At 54.4% G+C, this 14,600-nt stretch carries 12 protein-coding genes and 1 pseudogene; 5 read left to right on the top strand and 8 right to left on the bottom strand.

The features are described from left to right. Positions 1-433: 433 nt before the first annotated feature. Positions 434-577 (bottom strand): Ecr family regulatory small membrane protein, encoded by a 144-nt coding sequence (locus ACSEMK_RS13650; RefSeq protein WP_113373576.1) that lies wholly within the window; start codon positions 575-577, stop codon positions 434-436. 117 nt (positions 578-694) lie between these two features. Beyond that, positions 695-1,663 (bottom strand): VirK/YbjX family protein, encoded by a 969-nt coding sequence (locus tag ACSEMK_RS13645; protein ID WP_213794542.1) that lies wholly within the window; start codon positions 1,661-1,663, stop codon positions 695-697. A gap of 146 nt (positions 1,664-1,809) precedes the next feature. Here ACSEMK_RS13645 and pphA point away from each other — a divergent pair, with 146 nt between their 5' ends. Then, a complete protein-coding gene (pphA, locus tag ACSEMK_RS13640; RefSeq protein ID WP_411325104.1) occupies positions 1,810-2,463 on the top strand; it encodes a protein-serine/threonine phosphatase in 654 nt (217 codons plus the stop codon). Here pphA and ACSEMK_RS13635 read toward each other — a convergent pair. The 5 genes from ACSEMK_RS13635 to yebS form a co-directional block, all read right to left on the bottom strand. Continuing rightward, positions 2,460-2,651 carry a YebW family protein gene (locus ACSEMK_RS13635; RefSeq protein WP_045376105.1) on the bottom strand — a complete coding sequence of 64 codons (192 nt, stop codon included), beginning with the start codon at positions 2,649-2,651 and terminating at the stop codon, positions 2,460-2,462. The two genes, pphA and ACSEMK_RS13635, sit on opposite strands and share 4 nt — an antisense overlap. Positions 2,652-2,752: 101 nt before the next feature. Then, positions 2,753-2,992: a YebV family protein gene (locus tag ACSEMK_RS13630; RefSeq protein WP_015705939.1), complete on the bottom strand. Its 240-nt coding sequence runs from the start codon at positions 2,990-2,992 to the stop codon at positions 2,753-2,755. A gap of 112 nt (positions 2,993-3,104) precedes the next feature. Further along, positions 3,105-4,538 carry a 16S rRNA (cytosine(1407)-C(5))-methyltransferase RsmF gene (gene rsmF, locus ACSEMK_RS13625; RefSeq protein ID WP_430914545.1) on the bottom strand — a complete coding sequence of 478 codons (1,434 nt, stop codon included), beginning with the start codon at positions 4,536-4,538 and terminating at the stop codon, positions 3,105-3,107. Between the two features lie 87 nt (positions 4,539-4,625). Beyond that, positions 4,626-7,259 (bottom strand): MlaD family protein, encoded by a 2,634-nt coding sequence (locus tag ACSEMK_RS13620; protein WP_430914544.1) that lies wholly within the window; start codon positions 7,257-7,259, stop codon positions 4,626-4,628. Further along, positions 7,228-8,511 (bottom strand): membrane integrity lipid transport subunit YebS, encoded by a 1,284-nt coding sequence (gene yebS / locus ACSEMK_RS13615; RefSeq protein ID WP_015705937.1) that lies wholly within the window; start codon positions 8,509-8,511, stop codon positions 7,228-7,230. The genes ACSEMK_RS13620 and yebS overlap by 32 nt, the downstream gene beginning before the upstream one ends. 133 nt (positions 8,512-8,644) lie before the next feature. On the opposite strand from yebS, the pseudogene ACSEMK_RS13610 reads away from it, so the two are divergent. The 4 genes and pseudogenes from ACSEMK_RS13610 to htpX all read left to right on the top strand — a co-directional run bounded on the left by ACSEMK_RS13610 (position 8,645) and on the right by htpX (position 13,110). After that, positions 8,645-9,158 (top strand): annotated as a pseudogene (locus ACSEMK_RS13610) (GAF domain-containing protein). An 81-nt stretch (positions 9,159-9,239) separates the two neighbouring features. After that, the gene (gene proQ / locus ACSEMK_RS13605) at positions 9,240-9,923 is read left to right on the top strand and encodes an RNA chaperone ProQ (RefSeq protein ID WP_430914543.1); all 684 of its coding nucleotides are present in this window, start codon (positions 9,240-9,242) and stop codon (positions 9,921-9,923) included. A gap of 19 nt (positions 9,924-9,942) precedes the next feature. Then, on the top strand, positions 9,943-11,991 hold the full coding sequence (prc, locus tag ACSEMK_RS13600; protein ID WP_267984983.1) for a carboxy terminal-processing peptidase: 2,049 nt from the start codon (positions 9,943-9,945) through the stop codon (positions 11,989-11,991). A gap of 234 nt (positions 11,992-12,225) precedes the next feature. After that, positions 12,226-13,110, top strand: a complete 885-nt coding sequence (gene htpX, locus ACSEMK_RS13595; RefSeq protein ID WP_087860560.1) for a protease HtpX — start codon at positions 12,226-12,228, stop codon at positions 13,108-13,110. A gap of 70 nt (positions 13,111-13,180) precedes the next feature. Here htpX and ACSEMK_RS13590 read toward each other — a convergent pair whose 3' ends face one another. Next, positions 13,181-14,551 carry an MFS transporter gene (locus tag ACSEMK_RS13590; RefSeq protein ID WP_087860561.1) on the bottom strand — a complete coding sequence of 457 codons (1,371 nt, stop codon included), beginning with the start codon at positions 14,549-14,551 and terminating at the stop codon, positions 13,181-13,183. Between the last annotated feature and the right edge of the window lie 49 nt (positions 14,552-14,600).

Below are 14,600 nucleotides of genomic sequence, written 5' to 3'. Positions count from 1 at the left end.
TTGCAGCCACCGATCATCAGATGTCAGTTATCCCGATATGGCGGCCAGATCATATCAGCTCCTCTACCCCGGTGGAGCATGGGGTAAAAGGTTGCTAAAAGTGTGTTACATCGTAGCTCTATCGCATGGAGACCGTTGAGAACGCAGCCAATCTACAGGTTGCAATTCACGGTATTGCTAGCGTGTTGCTGTAAAAAGGCTGAGGGTGTGTAAAAACACAACAGAAAGAAGACACCTGCACACAACCAGACCCATAGTGCAGGTGAAAGATGGGTCTACATCGGAAGTCAGTAGTATACCTATTTGTATGATAAATTAAATGAGGCAATGATGTAATGTTATGCAATTAATGCGGTTCTTAGAGGGGCGAAGAGGTTTTGCCGCTAATTGATAAAGATAGAAATAAATCCATGGACGGTCAGCATGTTGGCATTTATTCCGGGGCGATTAACGTAGGATAGAGTAAGGTTTCCAGATAGCTGACCAATACCCATATCTCGTCACTGAAAATAAACCACAGCGCGCTAACTAAAATAAGCAGGATAACCAGCAGCAGGAAAATCTCAGTTTTACTCATAGGTCAATGGCCAACTTAAACCAATTATCAACAGGCCACGATATTAACCAAAGAATGTACAAATGAAAACGCCGTTATTAAAAACGGCGAATCTTTTTCGTAATAAGACGTGAATATTTATTTTACACTTAGCAGATTAGCCACCTGTACGGCCATCTCATCCATGAACTGGAAACGGCGGCGATATTCGGAGCGCTTTTTACTGGCGATACTCTCCAGCGATTTTCTTTCCAGCTTCAGCGGTAGGCGCCAGCGATAACTATCGTGACGCACGCCTTCAATTGATTGCCAGAACTCATCGTAGCTGGCGTGGAAGTGCCGGCCTTTACTTAAACGATAGCGCAGCGCGCGAAACACATGACCATTATCGCTGACGCCGTAAATAGCCTGAATATTGCTTCGGGCGGCCAGCAGCCAGATGAACTCCAACAGCAGGCGTTTGGGAAACAGACCGTAGCAGGCGCGGGTTGCGTGTTTAATGACGTCATGGGAAACATGCCGACGCGGCCCCTGCAGGCCGCCGATGACCAGTTGCCACTGTCCTTGGTGGCGGACTACGCTAAACGTGGCGCTGGCCAACAACTGGTGATGGTTATCGCGAAGCCAAAGGGTGGTTTCACCTTCCCGCTCTGCTTTCCCGGCCGACGAGGCAAAGAGCGTAAAGGCCGCATCGTCTTTACCAGACAGCGTCAGTAGAGGTCGTTCTGATGGCGATATCATAGCCGCCGCCAGCCGGTTTTCACCCAGCGAGTCGACGTACTGATAATGGCTGATGATGGCCTGGGAACGCTGACGCGCGTTTAGATCGCGCACTAAATACTGACGATGTACTTTACCTGGAAGTGTAGCCTGCGCAGCCAGCAGTTGGCGGAAATCACTACGAGCCGAAAGGGTGTCCAGCATTTCGCGGGTTGGCTGGTAAAACAGCGCCGTACGCAGCAAGAATTTGAGCCGATAATTGCGTTTTTGCCAGATTGGCGCAGGCGTGATACGCCCCATTACGAGATCGGCAATCAAATTTGAGCGTTGCTGAAGTGTGCATGATGAATGCAGGCTATTGTCCGTCACGATGTCATACCTCGTCATTATTTTATTTTTATTTTACGGATCTCGCGGGACAAGCTTAATGCTTCGCCAGACTATATTTACGCCTTGTTTAACGTTGATTGACGTATGTATTTCTAACCACGCCTTCAGTCATATTTTGTATAATTAACTGAGGGGGTGGAAATATGTATCAGCGCGTAGAAGGTAGCGCCTGGCGTAATATCTGGCTGGTGGGCGATCTACATGGTTGTTTTGATTTATTAATATCCCAGCTGCGGCAGCGTAAATTTGATCCCTGGCAGGATCTTCTGATCTCTGTTGGCGATCTGATTGACCGTGGGCCGCAAAGCGTGGAATGTCTGGGCTTGCTGCATTGCCGGTGGTTCAGAGCGGTGCGCGGCAATCATGAGCAAATGGCGCTGGATGCGCTGGCGAGCGGGGAAATGGCGCTGTGGACGATGAACGGCGGCGGCTGGTATCCAACCGCCTCACAGGAACAGAAACGGTTAGCTGATTTGCTGTTTAACCGCTGCCGGGATGTGCCGTTAATCATTGAACTCCGCTGCCAGGATACCACCCACGTGATTGCCCATGCCGACTATCCCGCCAGCGTTTATCGTTGGCAGTTGCCCGTGGACGAGCATCAGGTGCTCTGGGGCCGCCAGCGTTTAACCGATCATCTGGCGGGGCGGCACGGAGAGATAGCCGGGGCGGATCACTTTTGGTTTGGCCATACGCCGCTTAAACGCCGTTACGATAGCGATAACCAACACTACATTGATACCGGCGCGGTGTTTGGCGGAGAGCTAACGCTGGTGCGGCTGCAGTCGGCTGTTTAAAAGTCGCTATATTCCGTCGCCGGACGCCAGAAGCCGTCGATAAAATCTTCTACCGGGAAACAGCCTCCCTGGCGAATTCGTTGGTCGTCCATAGCGACGAGGCATTGTCGTTCGCTATCATAGACATCCACTACGATGTCTTCGCACCCGCCGTCCAGATAGCAAATGAATAATACTAAGGCAAACATCCCGCCCTCATTAGCGAATGAACATAAGGTAAGTGTAGGGGAAGTTAGCGCAGCGGGGGAGGGATATAAATAACCCGTCTCAGGCGACGGGTTCATTTGAGTCAGGCAAGACGCATGACCCAGGCATCGGATTGGCGGTCGTAGTGTTTACGGTAAAGCACAGAATGTTCGCCATTAAGAATGGCGGGAACGCTGGTTTCGGCATCCCAGGCGTCTAATTGCATGCATAAGTCAGGATCGGATTTGCAAGGAATGCTTAACGTTCGCTCACCCTGTGACTCGCCATGCAGCTCGGCGTCGTCGATTTCAAACGCGCCGATTCGTACGTTAGTTTTACTCATCATTCACCCCGTTTGTCTGCTGAGTTGTGGTACGACCAGTTAGGCCGTCATTTTTCAGCGTAGACAACGGGGAGTATATCGCCAGTCAAAAAGTGCGCTTTTTGGCGCACGGTCACGACTTTCCGGCGAAAAGTTTGCCGTCGCGCACCAGTTCGCGAGGGTAACTGTTTTTCAACCGCGATCCCACGCGCTTGGCGAGTCCTAATGGCGCGCCCTGGAAAGTGACAATCACTTCATCCTGCCGCGGCGGCGCCTCGGGATAGACATCGCGCCCACGATACCACTCTTCCGCTTCCGCTAAGGTGAGCTCAAACGCCTCCTCTGGCGCAGCAAGCGCGATCGCTGCTTCATGCTGCCAGCGGTAGCCTTTGTTATGCGTTTCAGCGAGGCGAATTCCGATGCGCGAAAAACGAACCCTGCCGATTAACGCTTCCAGTTCTTGCGGGAACAGCCAGATTTCTTTATCGCGTTGCCATAAACGAAGATGCTCTGCCCATTGCAGGCCAACGGCGTTGGCGGCTGCGGTGACAGCCGCTGCCTCACGTCCTTTCATCGGTGTGAAAGGGAACTTGCCCACTTTATAACCTGGCGCAGGTAGGGGATCGATAGAGGTGGTTTTACGCAGGCGGGCAACGAAAAAACCCTCACAATCAAAAATCTGCGGGAACACGTGCAGGAAACCTTCGTCGGTGAGCGCTTCGTGAGCCTGCGGGAAGAGTGAATCCAGGGTCATGACTTCAACCGCCTGCGGGTAGGTTTGCAGCAGCCAGTTAACCACTTCCTCGTTTTCTTCACGGTTCAGCGTACAGGTGGAGTAGACGAGGGTACCGCCAGGACGCAGAGCGTGAAATGCGCTGTCAATGAGTTCTCTTTGCGTGCCGGCAATCTCCTGATTACTTTCTGGAGACCAGTTTTTTAGCGCGTCGGGATCTTTACGCACTACTCCTTCGCCCGAGCAGGGGGCATCGAGCAAAATCGCGTCGAAGCACTCAGGCAGAGCGGCGCCGAAGACGCGCCCATCGAAGTGGGTGAGGGCAACGTTATTAATGCCGCAGCGGCTGATATTGGCGTGCAGCACTTTCACCCGGCTGGCGGAGAATTCGTTTGCCAGGATCCCGCCGCGATTGCCCATCCGGGCGGCGATTTGCGTCGTTTTGGAACCTGGCGCGGCGGCGACATCCATCACTCGCTCCGGCATTTCGCCATCGGCGAACAGCGCCGCTACCGGCAGCATCGAGCTCGCTTCCTGAATATAAAATAGCCCGCTCAGATGCTCGGCGGTGCTGCCCAGCGGGAGTACATCGTCATCATCGCGCTCGATCCAGAAACCCTCTGCGCACCACGGGACCGGCGTTAACTGCCAGCCGTAAGGGGCGACCAGTTGCAGAAAATCAGCGACCGTAATCTTCAACGTATTGACGCGAATACTGCGGCGCAGCGGGCGCTGGCAGGCGGCGATGAAGTCATCGAACGAAAGATGCGTTGGCATTGCCGCACGCATTTGAGCGAGGAAGAGTTCCGGGAGAAAGACAGCGTTTTGAGCCACGAGCAGCGCACCACAAGCAAAAAGGGGGCGCAGTTTACCATAAACGCCCCGGAGCGGGACACCGGGGCGTTCAGGCATTGGAGAGAATTAATTAGGCAGCGCCGTTCCCCAATCGCGCCACTCTTTTGGCTCGCTTTCCAGCAGCAAGAAGTGTTTGCCATCCTGCGCTTTCGGCGCCAGCGGCGTTCCCGGCGGGGTGGCAAAGGCGATACCGCCGCGGATAAACTGGTTGAAGGTACCTGTTTTCACCACGCCACCAATCAGACCGAAGTCGAGGCTATAGCCGGAAGCCAGCCAGAACACCGAGTTATTGCGCACTAAGTACTGATAACGCTTACTGATACGCAGCTTAACCATAACGCGGTCGGACATCGAGCCCAGCGTCAGCCCGGTCACGGTACCCACTTCCAGGCCGCGGAACAGCACCGGCGTACCAATATCGAGCGAACCGGCTTCCGGCACTTCGACGATAATGCTCAGGCCGTCGATGTAGCGCGAATCGGTGATGGTGGTGTCCTGAATCTCGAAGTCGCGGCGCGGCGAACCACGGCCAGGTTCAACATTGATATACGACTGGAAGATCGTGTCCAGATGTTCAACGCCGGCGGCAGAGATCTGCGGCGTAATCACCGAGAAGCGGGTACCGGCACGGGCAAAGGTGCCGACATATTCCGGATAAAGCACCGCTTTCGCCTGAACTTCATTTTTTGCCGTAATCAACTCCAGCGACTGGATCTGGCCGATGTCGATACCGAGATAGCGAATCGGCATGCCCGCCGCCATTTTACCCGCATCGAAAGCGTGCAGCGTAATCTGGCCGCCCACCGCGCGGGCGGCGGTTTCGGAGGCGTACAAGATACGCTTATTGTTCAAGCGCGCGTTGGCGCTGCTGCCGTTGAGGTTATCAAAGCTGATGGCGCCTTTTAGGGCGCGAGCCAGCGGCGACGCCTGCACGGTTAGCCCATTACCGTCGAGTTTTACCTTCGCGCCGCCTTCCGCCCAGAAAACGCTGTTATTGGTCAACAAATGGCGATATTCCGGTTTGATATGCAGATCGATATCGAAAGCGTTGCTGCGCGGTTTCACCGAGATGATCTCGCCGACGGCGAATTTGCGATACAACACTACCGAGCCTGCCTGCACATCGGGCAGCGTTTCCGCGGAAAGACTCAGCGTGGTGGTCGGGATTTCACTGAGGCTATTTTCCTGCGCTTTTTCCAGGTTGGCATACAGCGGATAGCTGTTGTGCATTTCCCCTTTTTCACCGGGGATGATGCGGATCCCGCCATCAACCCATTCGCTGGCGCTGGCGCCGAGTACCTGCACGCCATCCAGCCCAACTTTCACATCAAGGCGGCTGTTGACGACAAATTTGCTATCGGCGCGTACCAGATTGCGATACTCCGGCGAAATGGCGACCTGGAAAGTGACCCCCTCTGCGGTGAGCTTGCGTTCCAGCACCTGGCCGACCTTAACGCCGTGTAGCATCAGCGGCTGGCCGGCAGAAATGCCATAGCTTTCCGGCGCCGATAGCGTTACGGTGGCGACGTTCGGCTCTTCCAGTAGCGCTTTATCGGCTGGCATAACCATAAAGTGATTTCGCGGTTTGCCGTCACCAGGGACCAGCTCGAAGGTGTTGCCGGTGAGTAGAGCGCTAACGCTTGGGTTATCCAGAGAGATTTTCGGCTTCTTCATTTGAATCAGCGTCTTATCCCGAAGCAGGGTGACCACGCTCGGGTCGACGGTCATCTCACCGGTAACTTTACCGCCGGGATTGAGATTGAGTTTGGTTAACTGACCTACTTCCAGCCCCTGGTACATCAGCGGCGTAGAGCCCGCCTTCAACCCATCGCCGTCGGGTAGCTCCAGCGTCACCAGCACCCCGCGCTGGCTGTGCGCCAGATCCTCATACAGGTTGTACTCGTCGTTTTGCGCCGCCGCTTTGGAGTCGTCAGGCGAGTCAAAGGCAATGGCGCCGTTAACTAACGCGGAGAGGTTTTCCAACTGGACTTTGGCGCCGCTCAGGCTGACGTCGGCTTTAATCCCGGAGACGTTCCAGAACCGACTGCCTTTTTTAACAAGATTGGTGAAGCGACGCTCGATTAATACATCAATCGTCACCCCCTGATTGTTGGCGTTGAGCGTGTAGTCATACACCCGGCCAACCGGAATTTTACGGAAATAGACCAGCGAGCCGCTGTTCAGCGAACCGAGATCCGGCGCCTGCAGATGAATCATCAGTTCGCCGTTGTTGATGCGATATTTTGGCTGAGTATCCAGGGCGACGAAGTGATCTTCCGGTTCGCCTTTACCTGGCATCATGCCGATATAGTTACCGCCGACCAGCGCATCCAGCCCGGAAACGCCGGCCAGTGAAGCCTTTGGCGTCACCAGCCAGAACTGTGTGTCTTTGCGCAGCGCGTCTTTCATATCACTCTTCACGCTGGCGGAAACTTCGATCTTGCTGAGGTCCTTACTCAAAGAGATATCCTGTACCGTACCAACCTCTACCCCTTGATAGCGGATAGGCGTACGCCCCGGAACAATCCCGTTTGCGGACTGGAAATCGATGGTAATCGTCGTTCCCCGGCCTTCAAAGCTGGTCCAGATAAGCCATCCGGCAATCATCAGCGCGATGACCGGCAACAACCAGAATGGCGAGATACGACGTTTGGTTTTTATTTTGGCTTCAGTCGGCGAAGCGGGCGTTTCCTGACTCATGAGCGTCCCAAAGTAAGCGGCTGTCCAGCCATTCAACTGCAAGGATAGTTAAAATCACCGCGCCGCCGAAGTACACCGCCGCCGGCCCCATGGTAAAAGCCAGGAGCTGATCGCGGTTTATCAACGACATGGTTAATGAGATAACAAACAGATCCAACATCGACCAGCGGCCGATCCAGGTAATCAGCCGCAGCAGCAGGATACGCGTACGTAGCCCCTGTTCGCACTTGAATTGTATGCTGACCAGCAGGGTAAATAACACTATAACTTTGGTGAATGGTACCAAAATACTGGCGATGAACACTACGCCGGCGATTGCGATGTTGCTGTTGGCGAGTGAAATGATCCCCGAAAGAATCGTATCTTCCTGGCGCGCGCCATTGACGTAGATTATCGAAATCGGTAGCAGGTTGGCCGGCAGCAGGAAAACCAGCGACGCAATCAGGGCCGCCCAGCTACGCTGTAGGCTTTGCGGCCGGCGATGATGCAGCGAGGTATGGCACCGGCGGCAGCGGCCGCGGGAGTCGCGATAACCGGTATAGTGACAGCCGGTGCAAACCTGAAGATTGGTGTCGTAGCGCATGGCCGGGCGTTCGGGATAAAAACGCTCCCACAACTCTTCCACGTTCATGTGGATGAGCGTCAGGATGCTGAGTAGGGTCAGTGCGATAAAGGCGATCAAGCCGATGCCGGGCTGCAGGAAGGCATAGTCCTGGACTTTTATGGAGGCGACGCCGATACCGACCAGATAAATGTCCAGCATCACCCACTCTTTCAGTTTGCCGAGCATCAGCAGCACCGGCCGCAGGTTCATCCCCAGCACGTTGCCAAGCCAAAGGTAGGCGATGGAAACTACCAGCAGGACGGGCGCAACCACCGCGCAGAAGAGCACCATCGCGGCGGTAATGGGATCGCCCTGGTTGGTCATCTGCCAGATCCCCTGCAAAACGTTGGCGTCAATACGCACGCCGAGCAGATGCAAACGCAGCAGCGGCTCGCTCCAGGCGAACGGCATCAGCAACATCATCGTAAACGCCATACTGGCGAGCCGGGAGAGGGACCAATCGCGGCCGTCACGGACCTTCGCGTTGCACCGCGGGCACCAGGCGCATTGATTTCTTTTCACAACCGGTATGCGGAACAGCATGTCGCACTGCGTACAGCGCTGATAGTGCGCATGCGGCGTTGGCGAACTGACCGAATGAACGGTAATCTTCTTCGTCGGCGTGATTGAGGGTGTTTTTATCAGCATTTATTACGTTCGGGAATGAATGTATCCCACTATATTAACCCAGGAATGAATTCATCTTGAGCCCGAAGGCATTTAATGCTTATTTTAGTAGGCATCTGCAGATGAGATAGTAAGACAACTAAGTGATTAAAAAATGAACAAAACAGAATTCTACGCGGATCTGAACCGCGATTTTCAGGCGCTTATGGCAGGCGAAACCAGTTTTTTGGCAATGATCTCAAATACCAGCGCGTTGTTGTTTGAACGGCTGGAAGAGGTCAACTGGGCCGGGTTTTATCTCCTGGAAGGCGACACGCTGGTGCTGGGGCCGTTCCAGGGTAAGCTGGCCTGTGTACGTATTCCGGTCGGTCGCGGCGTTTGTGGTTCCGCCGTGGCGCAGAACCGCGTCCAGCGCGTGGAAGATGTCCATGCGTTTGACGGCCATATTGCCTGTGACGCCGCCAGCAATTCGGAAATCGTCTTTCCGTTGCAGGTAAACAATCAGATTATTGGCGTACTGGATATCGATAGCACGGCGTATTCCCGCTTCACCGCAGAAGACGAACAGGGGCTTGCAGAGCTGGTCTCGCGCCTTGAAACGCTGATTGCGGCGACCGATTATCAAAAAATCTTTGCCCACGTCGCAGGATAATCAACGGATAACGTAGCATTTAGCGATGACGTCATTATAATGACGCCTGTTCATGCCTGCGGCTTGTTGGCTACGTCCGTTGTAATCAGGAAATTTCATGGAAAATCAACCTAAGTTGAATAGCAGTAAAGAAGTAATCGCGTTTCTGGCCGAACGTTTTCCTCAGTGTTTCAGTGCTGAAGGCGAAGCGCGCCCCCTGAAAATCGGTATTTTTCAGGATCTTGTAGAGCGAGTTGGCGGAGAGATGAATCTCAGCAAAACCCAACTGCGCGCTGCCTTACGTCTTTATACTTCGAGCTGGCGTTATCTGTACGGCGTGAAAGCGGGAGCGATTCGCGTCGATCTCGACGGCAACCCGTGCGGCGAACTGGAAGAGCAACACGTTGCTCACGCCCGTCAGCAGCTCGAAGAAGCCAAAGCTCGCGTTCAGGCGCAGCGCGCTAGCCAGCAGGCTAAGAAGCGCGAAGCCGCTGCCGCGGCAGGCCAGCAGGAAGAAGGGGCACGTCGCGAGCGTAAACCGCGTCCTCAGCCGCAGGCTCGCCGTAAAGAGGGTAGTGAACAGCGTAAGCCGCGTCCTGCAGCTGCCAAAGTACCGCGTGAAGAGCAACGCCTTACCCCGGTGTCTGACGTCTCTGTATTAAGCGTCGGTCAGGCTCTGAAGGTGAAAGCAGGTAACAACGCAATGGACGCCACCGTTGTGGAAATCACCAAAGATGGCGTTCGTGTACAGCTGACTTCTGGTATGTCAATGATTGTACGCGCAGAACACCTGGTGTTCTGAAACGGAGGCCGGGCCAGGCATGAACAAACTTTTTAAGCTCACCGCGCTTGCGGGCCTGCTAGCAATAGCAGGCCATGCCTTCGCCGTGGACGATATCACCCGAGTCGATCAAATTCCCGTGCTGAAAGAAGAGCCGCAGCACGCGACGGTGAGTGAGCGCGTTACCTCGCGCTTTACTCGCTCCCATTATCGGCAGTTTGATCTCGACAACGCCTTTTCGGCAAAAATTTTCGACCGCTATCTGAATCTGCTGGATTACAGCCATAACGTGCTGCTGGCCAGCGATGTTTCTCAGTTTGCGGCGCAAAAAAATAAAATCGGCGACGAACTGCGCAGCGGTAAACTGGACGTTTTCTACGACCTGTATAACCTCGCGCAGAAGCGTCGCTTTGAGCGTTACCAGTACGCTTTAAAGGTACTGGATCGTCCGATGAATTTTACCGGCAACGACAACTTCAACCTCGATCGCAGCAAAGCGCCGTGGCCGAAGGATGAAGCCGAGCTTAACGCGCTGTGGGACGCCAAGGTGAAGTTCGATGAACTGAGCCTGAAGCTGGCGGGTAAAGACGATAAAGAAATTCGTGAAACCCTGACCAGGCGTTACAAGTTTGCGATTCGTCGCCTGGCCCAAACCAACAGCGAAGACGTCTTCTCGCTGGCGATGACCGCTTTCGCGCGCGAAATCGACCCGCATACCAACTATCTCTCCCCGCGTAACACCGAACAGTTCAATACTGAAATGAGCCTGTCTCTGGAAGGTATTGGCGCGGTGCTGCAGATGGACGACGACTACACGGTGATCAATTCACTGGTTGCCGGCGGCCCGGCGGCGAAGAGCAAAGCGATTAGCGTTGGCGACCGTATCGTCGGCGTCGGTCAGCCGGGTAAGAGCATGGTTGATGTTATCGGCTGGCGGCTGGACGATGTTGTCGCGCTGATCAAAGGACCGAAGGGCAGCAAAGTTCGCCTGGAAGTTCTGCCGGCTGGCAAAGGGGCAAAAACCCGTATTGTTACTCTGACCCGCGAGCGTATTCGTCTTGAAGACCGCGCGGTTAAGATGTCGGTTAAAACCGTCGGTAAAGAAAAAGTCGGCGTGCTGGATATCCCGGGGTTCTACGTTGGTCTGACTGATGATGTCAAAGTGCAACTGCAGAAGCTGGAAAAACAGAATGTCAGCAGTATCGTCATCGATCTGCGCAGTAACGGCGGTGGGGCGCTGACGGAGGCGGTTTCGCTCTCCGGTCTGTTTATCCCATCCGGCCCGGTAGTGCAGGTGCGTGATAACAACGGTAAGGTCCGCGAAGATAGCGATACCGACGGTGTGGTTTACTATAAAGGCCCGCTGGTGGTCTTAGTCGATCGCTTCAGCGCCTCGGCATCGGAAATTTTTGCCGCCGCGATGCAGGACTATGGCCGTGCGCTGATCGTCGGCGAGCAGACCTTTGGTAAAGGTACCGTTCAGCAGTATCGTTCGCTAAACCGTATCTACGATCAAATGCTGCGCCCGGAATGGCCGGCGTTAGGTTCCGTGCAGTACACCATCCAGAAGTTCTACCGCATTAACGGCGGCAGCACTCAGCGTAAAGGTGTTACTCCGGACATCATGATGCCAACCGGTAAAGAAGATCGCGATACCGGCGAGCAGTATGAAGATAACGCGCTGCCGTGGGATAGTATCGATCCGGCGACCTACGTGAAGTCGGGCGATATGAAACCGTTCGAACCAGAACTGCTTAAGCGCCATGAAGACCGTATCGCGAAAGATCCGGAATTCCAGTACATCATTAAGGATATTGCACGCTTTAACGCCATGAAAGACAAGCGCAATATCGTTTCTCTGAACTACGCACAGCGTGAGAAAGAGAATGAAGAAGATGATGCAATTCGTCTGGCGCGGGTGAACGATCGCCTGAAACGCGAAGGCAAGCCGCTGCTCAAAAAGATTGACGATCTGCCGAAGGATTATCAGGAACCGGATCCATATCTTGATGAGACCGTGCATATTGCGATTGACCTGGCGCAACAGGAAAAAGCTCAGCCTCCGGTAGAGCCGCCGGTAAGCAAATAACTCCTCAACGGGCACAAGTGATTGTGCCCGTTTCTTTTTCTCTCTTCATCTGCCCTTCGACTTTATTCAACAAAAATGTCAACACTCTCATAGGGTGTCAGCGATATGCTACAAAATGTAAAGTTGTGTCTTTCTCGTGACTTAGCAGGGCATGATAGTTGAAAATTAGCATCTGACCCATACGATATGGGTATCGCATAGTGCGTTTTGTTAAATCGAGGTAAAAAGAATATTATGATGCGAATCGCGCTTTTCCTGCTGACTAACCTGGCAGTCATGGTGGTGTTTGGCCTGGTGCTTAGCCTGACGGGGATCCAGTCGAGCAGCATGACCGGCCTGCTGATCATGGCGCTGCTGTTTGGTTTCGGCGGCTCGATCGTTTCGCTGCTGATGTCGAAATGGATGGCGCTGAAGTCGGTTGGTGGGGAAGTTATCGAACAGCCGCGTAACGAAACTGAACGTTGGCTGATGAGTACCGTCGCGCAGCAGGCGCAGCAGGCGGGCATCGGCATGCCGCAGGTGGCGATTTATCACGCCCCGGACATTAACGCCTTCGCCACCGGCGCGCGCCGCGACGCTTCTCTGGTCGCCGTGAGCACCGGCTTGCTTCAGAATATGAGCCGTGACGAAGCGGAAGCCGTTATCGCGCACGAAATCAGCCATATTGCCAATGGCGACATGGTCACCATGACGCTGATTCAGGGGGTAGTGAACACCTTCGTTATCTTTATCTCCCGCGTTATCGCGCAGATTGCGGCTGGTTTCCTCGGCGGTAATCGTGAAGATGAAGGCGAAAGCAGCAATGGTAACCCGCTTATCTACTTTGCGGTCGCAACCGTACTGGAACTGGTGTTCGGTATTCTCGCCAGCATCATTACCATGTGGTTCTCGCGCTACCGTGAATTCCACGCCGATGCTGGTTCCGCCAAATTGGTCGGTCGTGAGAAAATGATTGCTGCCTTGCAGCGCTTGAAAACCAGCTATGAACCGCAGGAAGCCAGCAGCATGATGGCGTTCTGTATCAACGGTAAAGCGAAGTCGATGAGCGAACTGTTCATGACCCATCCGCCGTTGGACAAACGCATTGAAGCGCTGCGTAGCGGAGAATATCTGAAATAATCTGGCGTACAAACGCTGAAAATAAAAATCCGCAGCTTTCGGGCTGCGGATTTTTTTTGGCCGCGCGCTATCAGGCGGCGCGCGGTTGAGTTACGCGTAGCCCGCTGATGGCGGCGGCAATGACCGCCAGGGAGCCGGCCAGCAGAAGCGCGGTGTGGGTGCCGCTATCGCCTGCCAGGTTAAACAGCAGGGCGACCAGCGCGGCGCCGCTACTTTGTCCCAGTAACCGTGCGGTCCCCAACATGCCGCTGGCGCCGCCGCTGCGATGGCCTGGCGCGGAGGAGACAATGGTATGGTTGTTTGGTGACTGAAACAGCCCGAAGCCTGCGCCGCACAGCGCCATCCGCCAGATAATATCGAGGTCGGAAGGGGAAGAGGGTAATAGCGCAAGACCAAACAGGCCACAGGCCATGATCAGCAGCCCCATTGCCCCCAGTAGCCCGGCATGAACTTTCTCTATCAAGTAACCCGCCAGAGGGGCCATCACCATGGTCGCCAATGGCCACGGCGTTAACAGCAGCCCGGTCTCTACTTCACTGCGTCCGATAACGGTTTGCAGGAAAAAAGGCAGGGAGACCATCGCCAGCATCTGAGCGCAAAAAGAACAGATCGAGGTACAGATAGAGAGCGAAAAGATCGGAATTCGCAGTAAATCAACCGGTAACAGTGGTACCGGCATGCGCAACTGCCGGCGCACAAAGAAGAAGCCGATAATCAGCATGGCGATGACTTCCGCGAGCACCAGATAACCGGATTGCCCCTGGGCAAAGCCGCCGAGCGCCGTGATGAGCAGCCCGAAGGTGAGGGCGTTCATTATCGCGCTCGGCAGATCGAAACGGGTAATTTTGCTGGCAGTGCTGTTGGGTGGCAAAAAACGCATGGCGAGGAAGATAGAAATAATCCCCAGCGGTACGTTGATTAAAAACAGCCATTGCCAGGAAGCAAGCGAAAGAATAGCGGCGGCAATGGTTGGCCCCGCGGCGGAGGAGACGGCAACGACGAAAGAGTTGATGCCCATTCCGCGACCTAGTTGTCTCTTCGGATAGATAAGGCGAATCAGCGCCGTGTTGACGCTCATCAGCGCCGCGCCGCCTAAACCTTGAGCCACTCGCGCCAGCGTCAACATTTCAAGGCTTCGGGAGAGTGCGCAAATCAGCGAGGTGATAGTGAATACCACCAGACCGATTTTATAGATGCGCCGATAGCCAACCATATCGCCAAGAAACGATAGTGGTAGCAGGGCGATGACGATGGCTATTTGGTAAGCGTTGACTATCCAGATTGACGATGCCGGCGAGGCATTGAGGTCGGTGGCAATCGTCGGTAGGGCGACGTTGGCGATAGCGCCGTCGAGTACGGCCATTGTCAGGCCTAACACAATCGTCAGAATGGCGCCGTAGCGCTGCGGTACCGGCAGGCCATCCAAAATTTTTTTATCCATGTGAAGTTTAAGTCTTAGAGGAAACTATTTTCTGATTAATGATTTTAGC

This window comes from Klebsiella sp. K-3 (assembly GCF_051207495.1).
GTDB classification, from domain to species: Bacteria; Pseudomonadota; Gammaproteobacteria; order Enterobacterales; family Enterobacteriaceae; genus Klebsiella; species Klebsiella aerogenes.
The sequence above is the reverse complement of the archived record's forward strand: the minus strand, read 5'-3'. Positions and strand labels throughout refer to the sequence as shown.

Excerpts from the sequence above, each read along its gene's own strand:
- htpX (WP_087860560.1), top strand. The coding sequence starts at position 12,226 with ATGATGCGAATCGCGCTTTTCCTGCTGACTAACCTGGCAGTCATGGTG.
- ACSEMK_RS13635 (WP_045376105.1), bottom strand. The coding sequence starts at position 2,651 with ATGTTTGCCTTAGTATTATTCATTTGCTATCTGGACGGCGGGTGCGAA.
- ACSEMK_RS13620 (WP_430914544.1), bottom strand. The coding sequence starts at position 7,259 with ATGAGTCAGGAAACGCCCGCTTCGCCGACTGAAGCCAAAATAAAAACC.
- pphA (WP_411325104.1), top strand. The coding sequence starts at position 1,810 with ATGTATCAGCGCGTAGAAGGTAGCGCCTGGCGTAATATCTGGCTGGTG.
- prc (WP_267984983.1), top strand. The coding sequence starts at position 9,943 with ATGAACAAACTTTTTAAGCTCACCGCGCTTGCGGGCCTGCTAGCAATA.
- ACSEMK_RS13645 (WP_213794542.1), bottom strand. The coding sequence starts at position 1,663 with ATGACGAGGTATGACATCGTGACGGACAATAGCCTGCATTCATCATGC.
- proQ (WP_430914543.1), top strand. The coding sequence starts at position 9,240 with ATGGAAAATCAACCTAAGTTGAATAGCAGTAAAGAAGTAATCGCGTTT.
- yebS (WP_015705937.1), bottom strand. The coding sequence starts at position 8,511 with ATGCTGATAAAAACACCCTCAATCACGCCGACGAAGAAGATTACCGTT.
- ACSEMK_RS13590 (WP_087860561.1), bottom strand. The coding sequence starts at position 14,551 with ATGGATAAAAAAATTTTGGATGGCCTGCCGGTACCGCAGCGCTACGGC.
- ACSEMK_RS13630 (WP_015705939.1), bottom strand. The coding sequence starts at position 2,992 with ATGAGTAAAACTAACGTACGAATCGGCGCGTTTGAAATCGACGACGCC.
- ACSEMK_RS13650 (WP_113373576.1), bottom strand. The coding sequence starts at position 577 with ATGAGTAAAACTGAGATTTTCCTGCTGCTGGTTATCCTGCTTATTTTA.